Below are 14,811 nucleotides of genomic sequence, written 5' to 3'. Positions count from 1 at the left end.
TGCCGTTGCGAGGGTGTCCAGGTCTTTCGTCACACATTGACCCTGGACGCCCTCGCGCCATGTCCGCAGGCGAACCCTTGGACTCATTCATCTAGCTGTCCTTGAAGGTGAAGTGGACCGACGCGAGTTCCTTACCGACGTGGCCGGGGCCGCCATAGCCCCTGTCGTCGCCTCCGATCTGATCAGCGCAGGATTCGCCGCCCGGTTGCGTGGCGGGCCGTCAGCGGACGAGTGGGAGGCCAAGCTCGCGACGTACGGCACCCAGTACATGTCCATGGGTGCAGCGGACATCCAACGTCGGGTCTCCGGTGAACTCGTCACGGTGCAGCAGCAACTCGATGACCCTCGCCTGTGGTCCGTCGCCTCCCGCCTGATGACCCTCTACGCCAAGACGTTCCCCGGGTCGGACGGCTCCAAGGCGGTGCACTGGTACCGGATGGCAGCGACGGCTGCTGACGAGTCCGGCAACGACGATGCGCGCGTATGGGTCAGGGGCCGTGCGGCTATCGCCCTGGGCTACGAGGGCGCGTCTCTCGGGGTTGCTGACGTGCTGGCCGACCAAGCCATGGCGATTTCGGATCGGCCCTCCCTCGGCCTCCTCAACGCCGTCGTGGGCAAGGCGCACGCAGCGGCGATCCGAGGGGACCGCGCAACGGCACTCCACCTGGCGGACCGGGGCCGGCGCATCTTCGACAAGGCGGGGTCGCACGAGCAGACCAGCGACTACGCCGTGCCCTGGTGGCGCATGAACGTCTTCCTGTCCCTCCTCCTGGCCCGTCTGGGAGACGAACGGGGAGCCGTAGAAGCCCAGGAAGCTGCGCGCCGGGAACTCCCCGCAGAGCTGCCCCGCTTCGCGACGCACCTTGAGATGCACCGGGGGCTCATGCTCGCCCGATCCGGAGACCGGTTGGGCGGAGCCGCCTACGCCCGGACAGCTCTGGATGCCCTGCCGCCGGAAAAGCACTCCCTGACGCTGCGCTTGCTCATGGCGGAGATCGAACAGACCTGACGGCCGACGACCGCGAAACCCGTACGCGGGCAGGGCTGCCACCACGTTCCTGTCCCTTGGCTGGGCGTTTCGGGGGTCCTCCCCACCTCCTCACAGGGTTGTTCTCGGGTGGTGGCGGAGTCGTTTGCGCTGGTCAGCGCCAAACACGGACCGAAAAACCACGTTGCACCCAGGGCGTGCACTCCGTGCTTGGGCCGGGATCGCCGACGGGTCTGGGCGCCCAGCTTCCGGACCGCCCTTCCCTCGCTTGACCGGATCGCCATGCTCACAAAGGGCAACCGCCCAGATCGCGGGCGCCCTGCTCGCCGGTCTGGTGCACGCGTACACCCTCGGCCTCGACCAGTGGTACGTCGAAGCGGTCCCGGACGAGCTGCGCGGCCGGGCGATGACCCTGCTGAGCACGGGCCTGATGACCCTCCAGGGCGTCGGCATGGCCCTGGCCGGGCTGGCCGCCGAGTTCCTGCCGGTGCACGTGGTCGTCACCGGGGCCGCCGTGCTCGGCACGGCGGTGGTCCTGCTCCTCCTCGCCGAACTGCGGTCCGCGAGCGGGCGGGACGGCGGACCGAAGAATGAGACGGGGCCCACGGCCAAATGACCGCCCCGGTAGGGTCGGGTGCGTGTCCAAGCCGCTCAGCCTCCCCTTCGATCCCATCGCCCGCGCCGACGAGCTCTGGCAGCGCCGCTGGGGGCCGGTGCCGTCGATGGCCGCCATCACCTCGATCATGCGCGCGCACCAGATCCTGCTCGGCGAGGTCGACGCGGTGGTCAAGCCGTACGGGCTGACGTTCGCGCGGTACGAGGCGCTGGTCCTGCTCACGTTCTCCAAGGCCGGCGAGCTGCCGATGTCGAAGATCGGCGAGCGGCTGATGGTCCACCCGACGTCGGTGACGAACACGGTGGACCGGCTGGTGCGGTCCGGGCTGGTGGCCAAGCGGCCGAACCCGAACGACGGCCGCGGCACGCTCGCGTCCATCACGGACAAGGGCCGCGAGGTCGTCGAGGCGGCGACGAAGGACCTGATGGCGGTCGACTTCGGGCTCCGCGTGTACGACGCCGAGGAGTGCCAGGAGATCTTCGCGCTCCTGCGCCCCCTGCGGATCGCGGCCGAGGACTTCGAGGAGCAGTAGCCGCCGACGCCGGGCCGCCGACGCCGGGCCCCCGTCAAGATCGCGCAAAACGGACGGTTACGCTCGTATTCATGAAACGAAGCGTGCTGACCCGCTACCGCGTCATGGCCTATCTGACCGCGGTCATGCTGTTGATCCTCTGCACCTGCATGGTTCTCAAGTACGGCTTCGACACCGGCGCCGACCTGACCCTGGCGGTCTCGCAGGTGCACGGTGTGCTGTTCATGATCTACCTGGTGTTCGCCTTCGACCTCGGCTCCAAGGCCAGGTGGCCGTTCCCGAAGCTGCTCTGGGTGCTCGTCTCCGGCACGATCCCGCTGGCCGCCTTCTTCGTCGAGCGCAAGGTCCGGGCCGAGATCGAGCCGCTCGTCGTCGACGGCATGGCCACCGCCGACGCCTAGAGCGACGCTGGCCCGCAGGGCACCCCGGGGAGACTCCCCGGGGTTTCCCATCGACATTTACTAGGACGTCCTAGTAAATTCATGGGTATGGACGCTGACGCCATCGAGGAGGGCCGCCGCCGCTGGCAGGCCCGTTATGACAAGGCCCGCAAGCGCGAGGCCGATTTCACCACGCTCTCCGGGGATGACGTCGATCCCGTCTACGGGCCCCGGCCCGGTGATGCGTACGAGGGATTCGAGCGCATCGGCTGGCCGGGTGAGTACCCCTACACCCGCGGCCTGCACGCCACCGGATACCGCGGCCGGACCTGGACCATCCGCCAGTTCGCCGGGTTCGGCAACGCCGAGCAGACCAACGAGCGCTACAAGATGATCCTGGCCGCCGGCGGCGGCGGGCTCTCCGTGGCCTTCGACATGCCGACCCTCATGGGCCGCGACTCCGACGACCCCCGCGCCCTCGGCGAGGTCGGCCACTGCGGGGTCGCCATCGACTCCGCCGCCGACATGGAGGTCCTGTTCAAGGACATCCCGCTCGGCGACGTGACCACCTCGATGACGATCTCGGGCCCGGCCGTGCCCGCCTTCTGCATGTACCTGGTCGCCGCCGAACGGCAGGGCGTGGACCCGGCCCTGCTCAACGGCACCCTCCAGACGGACATCTTCAAGGAGTACATCGCCCAGAAGGAGTGGCTCTTCGAACCGGAGCCGCACCTGCGCCTCATCGGCGACCTCATGGAGTACTGCGCGAAGGGCATCCCGGCGTACAAGCCGCTGTCCGTCTCCGGGTACCACATCCGCGAGGCCGGTGCGACCGCCGCGCAGGAGCTCGCGTACACCCTCGCCGACGGCTTCGGCTACGTGGAGCTCGGCCTCTCCCGGGGTCTGGACGTCGACCACTTCGCGTCCGGCCTCTCCTTCTTCTTCGACGCGCACCTCGACTTCTTCGAGGAGATCGCCAAGTTCCGCGCCGCGCGCCGGATCTGGGCGCGCTGGATGAAGGAGGTGTACGGGGCGCAGAGCGAGAAGTCGATGTGGCTGCGCTTCCACACCCAGACCGCCGGCGTCTCGCTGACCGCGCAGCAGCCGTACAACAACGTCGTGCGCACCGCCGTCGAGGCCCTCGCGGCCGTCCTCGGCGGCACCAACTCGCTGCACACCAACGCCCTCGACGAGACCCTCGCGCTCCCGAGCGAGCAGGCGGCCGAGATCGCCCTGCGCACCCAGCAGGTGCTGATGGAGGAGACCGGGGTGGCCAACGTGGCCGACCCGCTGGGCGGTTCCTGGTACGTGGAGCAGCTCACCGACCGCATCGAGGCCGACGCCGAGAAGATCTTCGACCAGATCAAGGAGCGCGGCCTGCGCGCCCATCCGGACGGGCAGCACCCGATCGGGCCGATCACCTCGGGCATCCTGCGCGGCATCGAGGACGGCTGGTTCACCGGGGAGATCGCCGAGTCGGCCTTCCAGTACCAGCGGGCGCTGGAGAAGGGCGACAAGCGGGTCGTCGGCGTCAACGTGCACCACGGGTCGGTGACCGGGGACCTGGAGATCCTCCGCGTCAGCCACGAGGTGGAGCGCGTACAGGTGCAGGAGCTGGCCGCGCGCAGGGAGCGGCGCGACGACGCCAGGGTGAAGTCCTCCCTGGACGCCATGCTGGCCGCCGCCCGCGACGGGTCGAACATGATCCCGGCGATGCTGGACGCGGTGCGCGCCGAGGCCACGCTCGGCGAGATCTGCAACGTGCTGCGCGACGAGTGGGGCACCTACACGGAACCGCCGGGCTTCTAGGTCCGTCGCCCGGGATCCGGACTGCGGAGCATGCGCGGAAGGCCGGTCGTGGCAGCCCCTGAGGGGGCGGCCGCGACCGGCCTTCCCCGTTCCTGTGGGGGCGGGCCCGCGTCAGGCGTGGGCCGGGCCCCGGAGGCCGTGCATCAGGAGGGCAGTGAAGGTGGACACCCAGAGCTCGTCCACCGGTTCGGAGCTCACCAGCGCCCGGTGCACCACCGTGCCCGCGATCACGTCGAAGATCAGGTCCGTGGTGCGGCCGGCGAGGGTCTCGTCCTCCTCGTACGGGAGTTCGCCGCGGGCCTGGGCCCGTTCGCGGCCCAGTACGACGAGACGTTTCTGCCGGTCCACGATCGCCGACCGGATCCGGTCGCGCAGGGCCTCGTCCCGGGTGGACTCGGCGACGACGGCCATCAGGGCCGTACGGGCCTCCGGCCGCCGCAGCAGCGCCGCGAACTGGAGGACCACGTTCTCTATGTCGGCTTCGAGGGAGCCCCGGTCGGGGAGTTCGAGGGAGTCGAAGAGCTCTGCGACGGCGTCCACGACCAGCTCGTTCTTGCCCGCCCAGCGGCGGTAGAGGGTGGTCTTGGCGACCCCGGCCCGGGCCGAGACGTCGCCCATCGTCAGCTTCGACCAGCCCAGCTCGACCAGCCCGTCCCGCGTCGCGGCGAGGATCGCGGCGTCCGCAGCGGCGCTGCGGGGGCGGCCGGTGCGTCCGGTCGGGGAGCTGGGGTTGCGCATGGCCGAGACCATACCCGCCGGTAGCGGAACCGTTGGTCCCCGAATTGCTGTGGTTCAGATCACGGGGCGCGAAGGGCCGCGGGGAGTTACGCTACGGCTCGTAGCGTAAGAGCGACAACCACGCGAAGAGCTACCGGCGCCAGGTGGGGACCCGGCGCCACCACCGCACAACCGATCGGGTCCGACGCGGCAAGAAGGCATTTCGGCCGATCTTTTTCGTCGGCGCGCGCACACGGGGGAGGATGTACGCATGCAGCCCAGAAACATGTCCATGAGCGGCGTCGTCGACCTCGCCGCGGTGAAGGCGGCCGGCGAGGCCAAGGCGAAGGCCGAGCAGGCCCGTGCCGAAGCCGCCCGGCAGTCCGCCCAGAGCGGCGCACCCGCGTCCGCGGGTGCCGTGCCGCCGTCCGCGCTCGTGATCGACGTCGACGAGGCCGGCTTCGAACGCGACGTCCTCCAGCTCTCCGCCGAGGTCCCGGTCGTCCTGGACTTCTGGGCCGAGTGGTGCGAGCCCTGCAAGCAGCTCAGCCCGCTGCTGGAGCGCCTGACGCTCGAGGCGAACGGCCGCCTCCTCCTGGCCAAGGTCGACGTCGACTCCAACCAGATGCTGATGCAGCAGTTCGGCATCCAGGGCATCCCGGCCGTGTTCGCCGTGGTCGCGGGCCAGGTGCTGCCGCTGTTCCAGGGCGTGGCGCCCGAGCAGGAGATCCGCGCGACCCTGGCGCAGCTGATCCAGGTCGCCGAGGAGCGCTTCGGGATCATCGGCATCGAGGTGGATCCGAACGCCGAGGGCGGCCCCGCGGGCGCCCCGGCCGCCGAGGCCGAGGCCCCGGAGGGCCCGTACGACGCGCTGCTCGAGGCGGCGGTCGTCGCGCTGGACGCCGGTGACCTGGGTGGCGCGGTGCAGGCGTACAAGAACGTACTGGCGGACGACCCGGCCAACACCGAGGCCAAGCTGGGCCTGGCCCAGGCCGAGCTGCTCGCCCGGGTCAAGGACATGAACCCGCAGGCGGTCCGCACCGCGGCGGCCGAGAACCCGAAGGACCCGGCGGCCCAGATCGCCGCGGCGGACCTGGATCTGGCCGGCGGCCACGTGGAGGACGCCTTCGGGCGCCTGGTGGACACGGTCAGGGTGACGGCCGGCGCCGACCGGGACGCGGTCCGGGTGCGGCTGCTGGAGCTGTTCGAGGTCATCGGGGCCGACGATCCCCGGGTGGCGGCGGCGCGTACGGCGCTCGCGCGGGTGCTGTTCTAGAGTCCCTTCCGGAGGCGTCCGGGAGGCCGGCGAACCACCGGCGATTTGTTGACACGTAGATAAACAGCGGCCGCACTTTGCCAAAACTTGGCAATGGTGGCCGCTGTTACTCGCAGTAAGTAGAACCCCGCGATCTGTCCGGTGTGTTCATAAATCCGACACTCTGTCGTGGCCTTTGGTGACACCCTGCGTTGTCGCCCGATGGCACCGGGTCGACCCCTGGTTATCTTGCCGTTACCCGCCAGTAACGAACCCCCTTGTGTCCCGGCCTGGAATGGACCACGATCGGCGACGCTCGGTCCTTCCCGCAGAGCCGCTCATCCGGAACCGCGGCGGAGGGTCCCCACCGGGCCGGCCGGTGGCAGTGTCGCCGGCTGTGGGACAGGGGGGTCTTCGCCACACCGGCGGAGCCTGTCCTCCTGGTTGCGCGAACGCGTGACCCAGTGGTTGTCGCTCGGGGGTGAACGCCGGTGAACCGGACGCGGCTCTGCCGCGGCTCGGCGGCCTGCGCTCCTTCCCGAGGACGTAGCACTTCTCCCATCCCAGGACGGGTACGGCCCGGACCGGAGATGTACGTCCGAGAAGGAGGAACGAATAATGAGTTCTCAGGTTCGTGGCGGGACCAGATGGAAGCGCTTCGCTCTCGTCATGGTGCCGAGCATCGCGGCCACCGCCGCGGTCGGTGTGGGTCTGGCGCAGGGTGCCCTCGCGGCGTCCTTCAGCGTCTCCGGCCAGGACTTCAAGGTCTCGGCCGACAAGCTCGACGGTGACAACCTCATTCAGTACGGCGGTATCGCCGAGGGTCACGACCTCAAGGGCAACGCTGCGCACCACCCGGTGACCATCTCCGGGTTCAGCCACGCCGAGATCACCAACATGTGCCAGTCGCTGGTGACCCCGACCCCGCTGGGCAACATCACGCTCCAGCTGCGGACGGGCCAGAAGGGCAGGCCGGCCGTCGCCGACAACATCTACCTGGATGTTGCCGAGCTCGACACCGACGCCGAGTTCAAGAACCTTGACATCGGTGTCGCCGTGGGCGACGCGAGCCACAAGACCAAGCCGCAGGCCGGTACGGTCGCGAGCCCGTACGCGTTCTCCCAGCGCGCCGACAAGGCGATTCTGACGAACGTGCGCCAGAAGGCGTGGGCGACGACGGCGGGTACGTTCAAGCTGCCCGACCTCAAGCTGCGCCTGCTCGGCGGCGACCAGCCGTGCTACCAGGACGAGAACTGATCCGTCCCGGAGTGTGACCGGAGGGCGGTCGGCGGCGGCAGCGGCCGTCTCCGCCCGCCCGTCCGGCTCCACCCAGTTTTCCGTACCACCGTTTCCAGGGAGCTGTAGTCCATGAACCACCAGGCCCCGGTCTACGTTCGCCGCTCTGATGATGCTTGGCTCACCGTGGGGTACTACCACTTCTACGCCTGGCGCGGCCGCCGTCCGTTCTGGGCAGGCCTGTTCACGCTCCTCGGTGGTTTCCCGATCGCCTACTTCCCGTACGCGGACGTGCGGCTGGGCAACATCACCCTCGCGATGGCGACCACGGCCGGCTCCGGCTCTCTGATCATCGGCATCCTGCTGATCACGCTGGGCCTGGCCCTCTGGTTCCAGCAGGGCATCCGCGTCTTCGCCGGGGTCGCCTCGATCCTGCTCGCCCTGGTGTCCCTGCCGGTGTCCAACCTCGGCGGTTTCTTCCTGGGCTTCATCTTCTCCATGGTCGGCGGCGCCCTCGCACTCGCGTGGGTCCCCGGCAGCCCGCAGGAAGAGATCACCGCCCCGGCCGGTGACACGGGCAAGGCAGCGGCGATGGCGGGCAGCCCCCAGGGCATCCCCGGCATCCCGGCGCCCCGCGAGACGGAAACGGTACACGCGAGCGAGACGACTGCCCACGCCGATGGCGGGAGGAACAGTGCGGGGTGACGATACGCAGCGGGACGTGGCCCCGAGTGCAGAGTCCCGTGTAGGAAGGGGCCCGCGGCACGCCGCACCCCGGAAGTCGCTGCTGAACAAGATCCAGATACCCGTCGGCAAGACGATGGCGCTGGCGGCCATGCCGACCGCGGTCTTCGTCGGGATGGGCATGGCGCCCAAGCTGGCCCTGGCCGACGACAAGGAGATCCCCTTCGCGCCCGGACCGTGTGTGACGCGGTCCGACGCACCCGCGGAATCGGCCTCTCCGAGCCCCTCCACGTCGCCCTCGCCGAGTTCGTCGCCCACCGCGACCCCCTCGCCCGGTGCGTCCACGGCACCGAAGCCCGGCGTCACCCCGCCGGCTCCGAAGCCGTCCGCCAGCAAGGCCGCCGACTCCACCACCGCGTCGAAGCAGACGGCCCCGTCGGCCCCGGCCGCCGCACCGTCCCCGTCCAAGACCCCGAACCCGCTGGACCCGCTGGGCGTCGGCGACAAGGTCAAGGGCATCTTCGACGCGCTCGGCCAGCCGCTCCAGACCGCGCAGCCGTCGGCGACCCCGACGCCCACGCCCACGCCGTCCAAGTCCGCCACGGCGACGCCGTCCCCGACGACGCCCGCCCCGGACCCGGCCACGGACGCGATCCGCGACGCGGCGAAGAAGGCCGGCGTCGACGTCAAGGAGCTGTCCCAGGACGTCAAGGACACCGCGACGACCCCGAAGGACGAGACGGCCAAGACGGACGAGGGCGCGGACAAGCCCAAGCCCGAGGAGACGAAGGACGCGGACGGGAAGCAACCCTTCCCCTGCCCGACCTACGACGCCAAGGCGCTGGCCGACGCCCAGCTGGAGCCGGGCATCCCGCTCCTGCCGGACGAGCCCTGGTACCTCGACAGCTCGCTGCTGACCCTCTACGGCCTGGACTACCACGGCATCGTCGAGGTGAAGACGGCGGGCGGCAAGACGAAGAAGGTCCTGAAGTTCACGGCGGACTCGCTGGACATCAAGGACCTCTACCAGACGGTCGGCAAGAGCGGGAACGTCGCCCACCTGAAGTCCCGTCCCGGCTCCACCTCCAAGATCCGCGGCGGCACGGTGACGATGTACACCGAGAGCCTCAAGGGGAACCTGTTCGGCCTGATCCCGATCGAGTTCACCCCGAACAGCCCGCCGCCGCTGAACGTCCCGTTCGCGTTCTTCTCGAACGTCAAGGTCGTCCAGGCCGGCCAGTTCGGCGGCACGCTCACCGTCCCGGGCCTCAAGAACTACATCGGCCCGCCGGAGTAGTCCCGTACGGCCCCGCGCGCGGCGCCCGCGCCCCGCGCACCGCGGCACAGCACCGAGGGCGGCACCCCGGTCCCGACAAGGGATCCGGAGTGCCGCCCTCGGTCTCTGTGCGGCAGAGTCACACCGTGCGGTGTCAGCCCTGGGTCTGACCGCCCAGGTGGTGGACGCGGACCATGTTGGTCGTGCCCGGGACACCGGGGGGCGAGCCGGCGGTGATGACCATGGTGTCGCCCTCGTTGTAGCGGCCCAGCTTGAGCAGCTCGCCGTCCACCAGGTCGACCATCGCGTCCGTGGTGTCCACGTGCGGGACCACGTACGAGTCGACGCCCCAGCTCAGCGTGAGCTGGTTGCGGGTGTTGACGTCGGTGGTGAAGGCCAGGATCTGCTGCGTGGCGCGGTAGCGCGACAGGCGGCGGGCGGTGTCACCGGACTGGGTGAAGGCGATGAGCGCCTTGCCGTCGAGGAAGTCCGCGATCTCGCAGGCCGCGCGGGCGACGGAGCCGCCCTGGGTGCGGGGCTTCTTGCCCGGGACCAGCGGCTGCAGGCCCTTGGAGAGGAGCTCCTCCTCGGCCGCCGTGACGATCTTCGACATCGTCTTGACGGTCTCGATCGGGTAGGCGCCGACCGAGGACTCGGCCGACAGCATGACCGCGTCCGCGCCGTCGAGGATCGCGTTGGCGACGTCGGAAGCCTCCGCGCGCGTCGGGCGGGAGTTGGTGATCATCGACTCCATCATCTGGGTCGCGACGATCACCGGCTTGGCGTTGCGGCGGCACATCTCGATGAGCCGCTTCTGGACCATCGGGACCTTCTCGAGCGGGTACTCGACGGCCAGGTCGCCGCGGGCCACCATGACCGCGTCGAAGGCGTCCACCACGGCCGCCATGTTCTCGACCGCCTGGGGCTTCTCGACCTTGGCGATCACGGGGACCCGGCGGCCGACCTCGTCCATGACCTTGTGGACGTCCTTGACGTCGTTGGCGTCGCGGACGAAGGACAGGGCGACCATGTCGCAGCCCATCCGCAGCGCGAAGCGCAGGTCGTCGACGTCCTTCTCCGACAGGGCGGGGACGTTCACGGCGGCACCCGGCAGGTTGATGCCCTTGTGGTCCGAGATCACACCGCCCTCGATGACGATGGTCTTGACCCGGGTGCCGTCGACCCCGGTGACCCGCAGCTCGACGTTGCCGTCGTTGATCAGGATCGGGTCGCCCTGGGCGACGTCGCCCGGCAGGCCCTTGTAGGTGGTGCCGCAGATGGACTTGTCGCCCGGGACGTCCTCGATGGTGATGGTGAACTCGTCACCGCGCACCAGCTCGACGGGACCCTCGGCGAAGGTCTCCAGGCGGATCTTCGGGCCCTGGAGGTCGGCGAGCACGCCGACCGCGCGCCCGGTGTCCTCGGAGACCTTCCGGACGCGGTCGTACCGCTCCTGGTGTTCTGCCTGGGACCCGTGGCTGAAGTTGAATCGGGCCACGTTCATACCTGCCTCGATGAGCGCTTTCAGCTGCTCATACGAGTCGACGGCGGGGCCCAGCGTGCAGACGATTTTGGAACGGCGCATGACTGGATCCTATCGGTTTGTTTCGTAGCGGAATATTCCGTCTGGTGGAAAGTCCAAGTGACTACTCGGTAACCAGCGCGTACGCCTGGGTGGCGATCTCCAGTTCCTCATCCGTCGGGACCACGGCCACGGCCACCCGCGCGTGGTCCGGCGACACCAGCCGCGGCTCCGGGGAGCGCACGGCGTTGGCCTGCGGGTCCAGCGCGAGCCCCAGTTCCGTGAGGCCGTCCACGGCAGCTTCCCGGACCTGGTGGGCGTTCTCGCCGACCCCGGCCGTGAACGCCACCGCGTCCACCCGGCCGAGCACCGCCGAGTAGGCGCCGATGTACTTCTTCAGGCGGTGGACGTACGCCGCGAAGGCGAGCCGCGCCGACTCGTCGCCCTCGCCCGCCCGCCGCAGCACCTCGCGCATGTCGTTGTCGCCGCACAGGCCCAGCAGACCGCTCTTCTTGTTCAGGAGCGAATCGATCTCATCCACCGAGAGGCCGCCCACCCGCGCCAGGTGGAAGACGACCGCCGGGTCGAGGTCTCCCGAACGGGTGCCCATGACCAGGCCCTCCAGCGGGGTCAGGCCCATGGACGTCTCCACGCACACCCCGCCCCGGACCGCAGAGGCCGAGGCGCCGTTGCCCAGGTGCAGCACGATCACGTTCACGTCCTCCACCGGCCTGCCGAGCAGCCCGGCCGTGGCCCGCGAGACGTACGCGTGGGAGGTCCCGTGGAATCCGTACCGCCGGATGGCGTACTTGTCCGCCGTCGCGGCATCGATCGCGTACCGCGCCACGTACTCCGGCATCGTCGAGTGGAAGGCCGTGTCGAAGACGGCCACCTGCGGGAGGTCCGGGCGCAGCGCGCGCGCCACCTCGATGCCCATCACGTTCGCCGGGTTGTGCAGCGGGGCCAGGGGGATCAGGCTCCGGATCTCCGCCAGGACCTCGTCGTCGATGACCGTCGGCTGCGTGAACCTCGTCCCGCCGTGCACCACCCGGTGCCCGACGGCGGCCAGTTCGGGGGAGTCCAGGCCCAGCCCGTCGGCGGCCAGCTCCGCCGCGACGGCCCGGAGCGCGGCCTTGTGGTCCGGGATCGCGCCGAGCCGCTCGCGCTTGCCGCCCTCGGCGCCCGGACCGGAGAGCGGCTCGTGCACGATCCGCGAGGTCTCCTCGCCGATCCGCTCCACCAGGCCGACGGCGAGACGGGCGGAGTCCGCCATGTCGAGCAGCTGGTACTTCACCGACGAGGAGCCGGAGTTGAGGACGAGTACGCGCGATGCGGTGGTCACGATGAGGGTCTTTCCTTCGGGGTGAGGGCTCGGTGGTGGGGGCTCGGCGGGTGCCCGGCGGTCGCTCTGCGAGCGATCTGCGGGGGTCAGGCGGTCGGGGCCGGCGTTCCCTGCGCCTGGATCGCGGTGATGGCCACGGTGGTGACGATGTCCTGCACCAGCGCCCCGCGCGAGAGGTCGTTGACCGGCTTGCGCAGACCTTGGAGCACCGGGCCGACCGCGACGGCGCCCGCCGAGCGCTGCACGGCCTTGTACGTGTTGTTGCCCGTGTTGAGGTCCGGGAAGATCAGCACGCTCGCGCGCCCTGCCACGTCGGAGCCGGGCAGCTTGGTCGCGGCGACCGAGGGCTCGACGGCGGCGTCGTACTGGATGGGGCCCTCGATGAGCAGGTCCGGGCGCTGCGCGCGGACGAGCTCGGTGGCCTTGCGGACCTTGTCCACGTCAGCGCCGCTGCCCGAGGTGCCGGTCGAGTACGAGAGCATCGCGATCCGCGGCTCGACGCCGAAGGCGGCCGCGGTCGCCGCCGACTGGATGGCGATGTCGGCGAGCTGCTCGGCGCCCGGGTCCGGGTTGACCGCGCAGTCGCCGTAGACGAGGACCTTGTCGGCCAGGCACATGAAGAAGACCGAGGAGACGATGGAAGCGTCGGGCTTCGTCTTGATGATCTCGAAGGCGGGGCGGATGGTGGCGGCGGTGGAGTGCACCGAGCCGGAGACCATGCCGTCGGCGAGGCCCTCCTGGACCATCAGGGTGCCGAAGTAGTTGACGTCGCTGACCACGTCGAGGGCCAGCTCCACGGTCATGCCCTTGTGGGCGCGGGCCTGGGTGTAGAACTCGGCGAAACGTTCCCGCAGCGGGGAGGTCGCCGGGTCGATGAGCTGGGCGCCGGAGATGTCGACGCCCAAGTCGCCGGCCTTCTTCAGGATCGCCTGCTCCTCGCCCAGCAGGGTCAGGTCGCAGACCCCGCGGCGCAGCACCACGTCCGCGGCGCGCAGCACGCGCTCCTCCGCGCCCTCGGGCAGCACCACGCGGCGGCGCTCGGAGCGGGCCCGCTCCAGCAGCTCGTGCTCGAACATCATCGGGGTGACGCGCTCGGAGCGGGCCACCGACAGCAGCCCGCGCAGCTCGGCGGTGTCCACGTGCCGCTCGAACAGGCCGAGCGCGGTCTCCAGCTTGCGCGGGGTCGCGGAGTTCAACCGGCTCTGCAGCGAGAACAGTTCGGCGGCCGTCGGGAAGCTGTTGCCGGCCACCGAGACCACCGGGGTGCCCGGCGCCAGCTTCGAGGCCAGCGTCAGGATGTCCCGGCCCGGACGCTCGTTCAGGGTCAGCAGCACGCCGGCGATCGGCGGAGTGCCGGAGGCGTGTGCGGCCAGCGCCCCGATGACCAGGTCGGCGCGGTCCCCGGGGGTGACGACCAGGCAGCCGGGGGTCAGGGCGTTCAGGAAGTTCGGCAGCATGGCGCCGCCGAAGACGAAGTCCAGGGCGTCGCGGGCCAGCCCGGCGTCGTCGCCGAGGAGCACCTCGCCGCCGAGCGCCCGGGTGATCTGGGCGACGGTCGGGGCGGAGAGCGACTTGTCGTCCGGCAGCACGTAGCAGGGGACGGGCAGGCGGGCGGCCAGCCCCTCGGCTATGGAGTCCCGGTCCTCGGCGGCCACCCGGTTGACCATCATCGCGACGACGTGGCAGCCCAGGCTCTCGTACGCGCGGAAGGCGCTCTGGGCCTCGGCGCGGACGGCCTCGGCGGGGCGCTTGGTGCCGCCGACGACGGGCACCACCACGGCCCCCAGCTCGTTGGCGAGGCGGGCGTTCAGGGCCAGCTCGTCGGGCAGGTTCGTGTCGGCGTAGTCGGTGCCGAGGACGAGCATGACCTCGTAGTCGCGGGCCACCCGGTGGTAGTGGTCCACCAGCCGGGAGACGAGCTCGTCGGTGCCCTTCTCGGCCAGGATGGCGGAGGCCTCGTGGTACTCCATGCCGTACGCCGCCCGGGCGCCCTGGTCGATCCGGTAGCGGGCCTTGAGGAGGTCGAGGAGCCGGTCCGGTCCGTCGTGGAGCAACGGACGGTAGACGCCGACCCGGGCCGTCTGGCGGGTCAGCAGCTCCATGATCCCCAGCTCGACGACCTGCCGGCCGTCCCCCCGCTCGATACCGGTCACGTACACGCTGCGCGTCACGCGTGCTCTCCGTCCCATGGTCTGGATGTGGGTGCCGCCTCGCCGTGCCGACGGGCGGATGCGAGTTGTTTTTCCCCGTTAGGGTGGGCTTGACCTCTTGACAATACCTCGACGGGCAGATAGGGCGCCTGCCGGGAAAAGGCCTGTTCGGAGGGGTCGGAAGGCCTGGTGGGCGGAGCATCACAAGACGCGCCGCACCCCTTGCCCGTGGAACAATTGGACAGGGTTCACCATGACGCCCTCAGATGTACGGCCGTCCGCCCGCACGCGTACGGCCCGGTAC

The 14,811-nt window shown here is 70.2% G+C and carries 12 protein-coding genes and 1 pseudogene; 9 read left to right on the top strand and 4 right to left on the bottom strand.

Features of this window, described 5'->3' with window-relative positions; genetic code table 11:
• Positions 1–112 precede the first annotated feature (112 nt).
• From AB0I68_RS22215 to AB0I68_RS22195, 5 genes and pseudogenes are all read left to right on the top strand, one after another.
• A complete protein-coding gene (locus tag AB0I68_RS22215) occupies positions 113–1,009 on the top strand; it encodes an XRE family transcriptional regulator (protein ID WP_363179060.1) in 897 nt (298 codons plus the stop codon).
• Positions 1,010–1,328: 319 nt separating this feature from the next.
• Positions 1,329–1,604, top strand: a pseudogene (locus tag AB0I68_RS22210) (MFS transporter); the annotation flags it as partial.
• Between the two features lie 22 nt (positions 1,605–1,626).
• Positions 1,627–2,136 (top strand): MarR family transcriptional regulator, encoded by a 510-nt coding sequence (locus AB0I68_RS22205; protein ID WP_363179059.1) that lies wholly within the window; start codon positions 1,627–1,629, stop codon positions 2,134–2,136.
• Between the two features lie 71 nt (positions 2,137–2,207).
• A complete protein-coding gene (locus AB0I68_RS22200) occupies positions 2,208–2,537 on the top strand; it encodes a DUF3817 domain-containing protein (RefSeq protein ID WP_363179058.1) in 330 nt (109 codons plus the stop codon).
• An 87-nt stretch (positions 2,538–2,624) separates the two neighbouring features.
• Positions 2,625–4,325, top strand: a complete 1,701-nt coding sequence (locus AB0I68_RS22195) for a methylmalonyl-CoA mutase family protein (RefSeq protein ID WP_363179057.1) — start codon at positions 2,625–2,627, stop codon at positions 4,323–4,325.
• A 111-nt stretch (positions 4,326–4,436) separates the two neighbouring features.
• On the opposite strand, the gene AB0I68_RS22190 is transcribed toward AB0I68_RS22195, so the two are convergent.
• Entirely contained in the window at positions 4,437–5,063 is a 627-nt protein-coding gene (locus AB0I68_RS22190; protein ID WP_363179056.1) for a TetR/AcrR family transcriptional regulator, read from the bottom strand.
• 250 nt (positions 5,064–5,313) lie between these two features.
• Between AB0I68_RS22190 and AB0I68_RS22185 the strand changes: the two genes are divergently transcribed.
• The 4 genes from AB0I68_RS22185 (at position 5,314) to AB0I68_RS22170 (ending at position 9,514) form a co-directional block, all read left to right on the top strand.
• On the top strand, positions 5,314–6,318 hold the full coding sequence (locus AB0I68_RS22185) for a tetratricopeptide repeat protein (protein WP_363179055.1): 1,005 nt from the start codon (positions 5,314–5,316) through the stop codon (positions 6,316–6,318).
• A gap of 597 nt (positions 6,319–6,915) precedes the next feature.
• Entirely contained in the window at positions 6,916–7,554 is a 639-nt protein-coding gene (locus AB0I68_RS22180; RefSeq protein ID WP_363179054.1) for a DUF6230 family protein, read from the top strand.
• Between the two features lie 111 nt (positions 7,555–7,665).
• Positions 7,666–8,238, top strand: coding sequence for a DUF6114 domain-containing protein (locus tag AB0I68_RS22175; RefSeq protein WP_363179053.1), 573 nt, complete (start codon positions 7,666–7,668; stop codon positions 8,236–8,238).
• Positions 8,228–9,514, top strand: a complete 1,287-nt coding sequence (locus AB0I68_RS22170) for a hypothetical protein (protein ID WP_363179052.1) — start codon at positions 8,228–8,230, stop codon at positions 9,512–9,514. The genes AB0I68_RS22175 and AB0I68_RS22170 overlap by 11 nt, the downstream gene beginning before the upstream one ends.
• A gap of 133 nt (positions 9,515–9,647) precedes the next feature.
• On the opposite strand, the gene pyk is transcribed toward AB0I68_RS22170, so the two are convergent.
• The 3 genes from pyk to pta all read right to left on the bottom strand — a co-directional run bounded on the left by pyk (position 9,648) and on the right by pta (position 14,528).
• Positions 9,648–11,078, bottom strand: a complete 1,431-nt coding sequence (pyk, locus tag AB0I68_RS22165; RefSeq protein WP_363179051.1) for a pyruvate kinase — start codon at positions 11,076–11,078, stop codon at positions 9,648–9,650.
• A 61-nt stretch (positions 11,079–11,139) separates the two neighbouring features.
• Entirely contained in the window at positions 11,140–12,357 is a 1,218-nt protein-coding gene (locus tag AB0I68_RS22160; protein ID WP_363179050.1) for an acetate kinase, read from the bottom strand.
• Between the two features lie 86 nt (positions 12,358–12,443).
• A complete protein-coding gene (gene pta, locus AB0I68_RS22155) occupies positions 12,444–14,528 on the bottom strand; it encodes a phosphate acetyltransferase (RefSeq protein ID WP_363179049.1) in 2,085 nt (694 codons plus the stop codon).
• Positions 14,529–14,811: the final 283 nt, after the last annotated feature.

Origin of the sequence: Streptomyces sp. NPDC050448 (genome assembly GCF_040655295.1) — a bacterium.
Taxonomy (GTDB): domain Bacteria; phylum Actinomycetota; class Actinomycetes; order Streptomycetales; family Streptomycetaceae; genus Streptomyces.
The sequence above is the reverse complement of the archived record's forward strand: the minus strand, read 5'-3'. Positions and strand labels throughout refer to the sequence as shown.

Excerpts from the sequence above, each read along its gene's own strand:
- AB0I68_RS22200 (WP_363179058.1), top strand. The coding sequence starts at position 2,208 with ATGAAACGAAGCGTGCTGACCCGCTACCGCGTCATGGCCTATCTGACC.
- AB0I68_RS22195 (WP_363179057.1), top strand. The coding sequence starts at position 2,625 with ATGGACGCTGACGCCATCGAGGAGGGCCGCCGCCGCTGGCAGGCCCGT.
- AB0I68_RS22190 (WP_363179056.1), bottom strand. The coding sequence starts at position 5,063 with ATGCGCAACCCCAGCTCCCCGACCGGACGCACCGGCCGCCCCCGCAGC.
- AB0I68_RS22185 (WP_363179055.1), top strand. The coding sequence starts at position 5,314 with ATGCAGCCCAGAAACATGTCCATGAGCGGCGTCGTCGACCTCGCCGCG.
- AB0I68_RS22180 (WP_363179054.1), top strand. The coding sequence starts at position 6,916 with ATGAGTTCTCAGGTTCGTGGCGGGACCAGATGGAAGCGCTTCGCTCTC.
- AB0I68_RS22175 (WP_363179053.1), top strand. The coding sequence starts at position 7,666 with ATGAACCACCAGGCCCCGGTCTACGTTCGCCGCTCTGATGATGCTTGG.
- pyk (WP_363179051.1), bottom strand. The coding sequence starts at position 11,078 with ATGCGCCGTTCCAAAATCGTCTGCACGCTGGGCCCCGCCGTCGACTCG.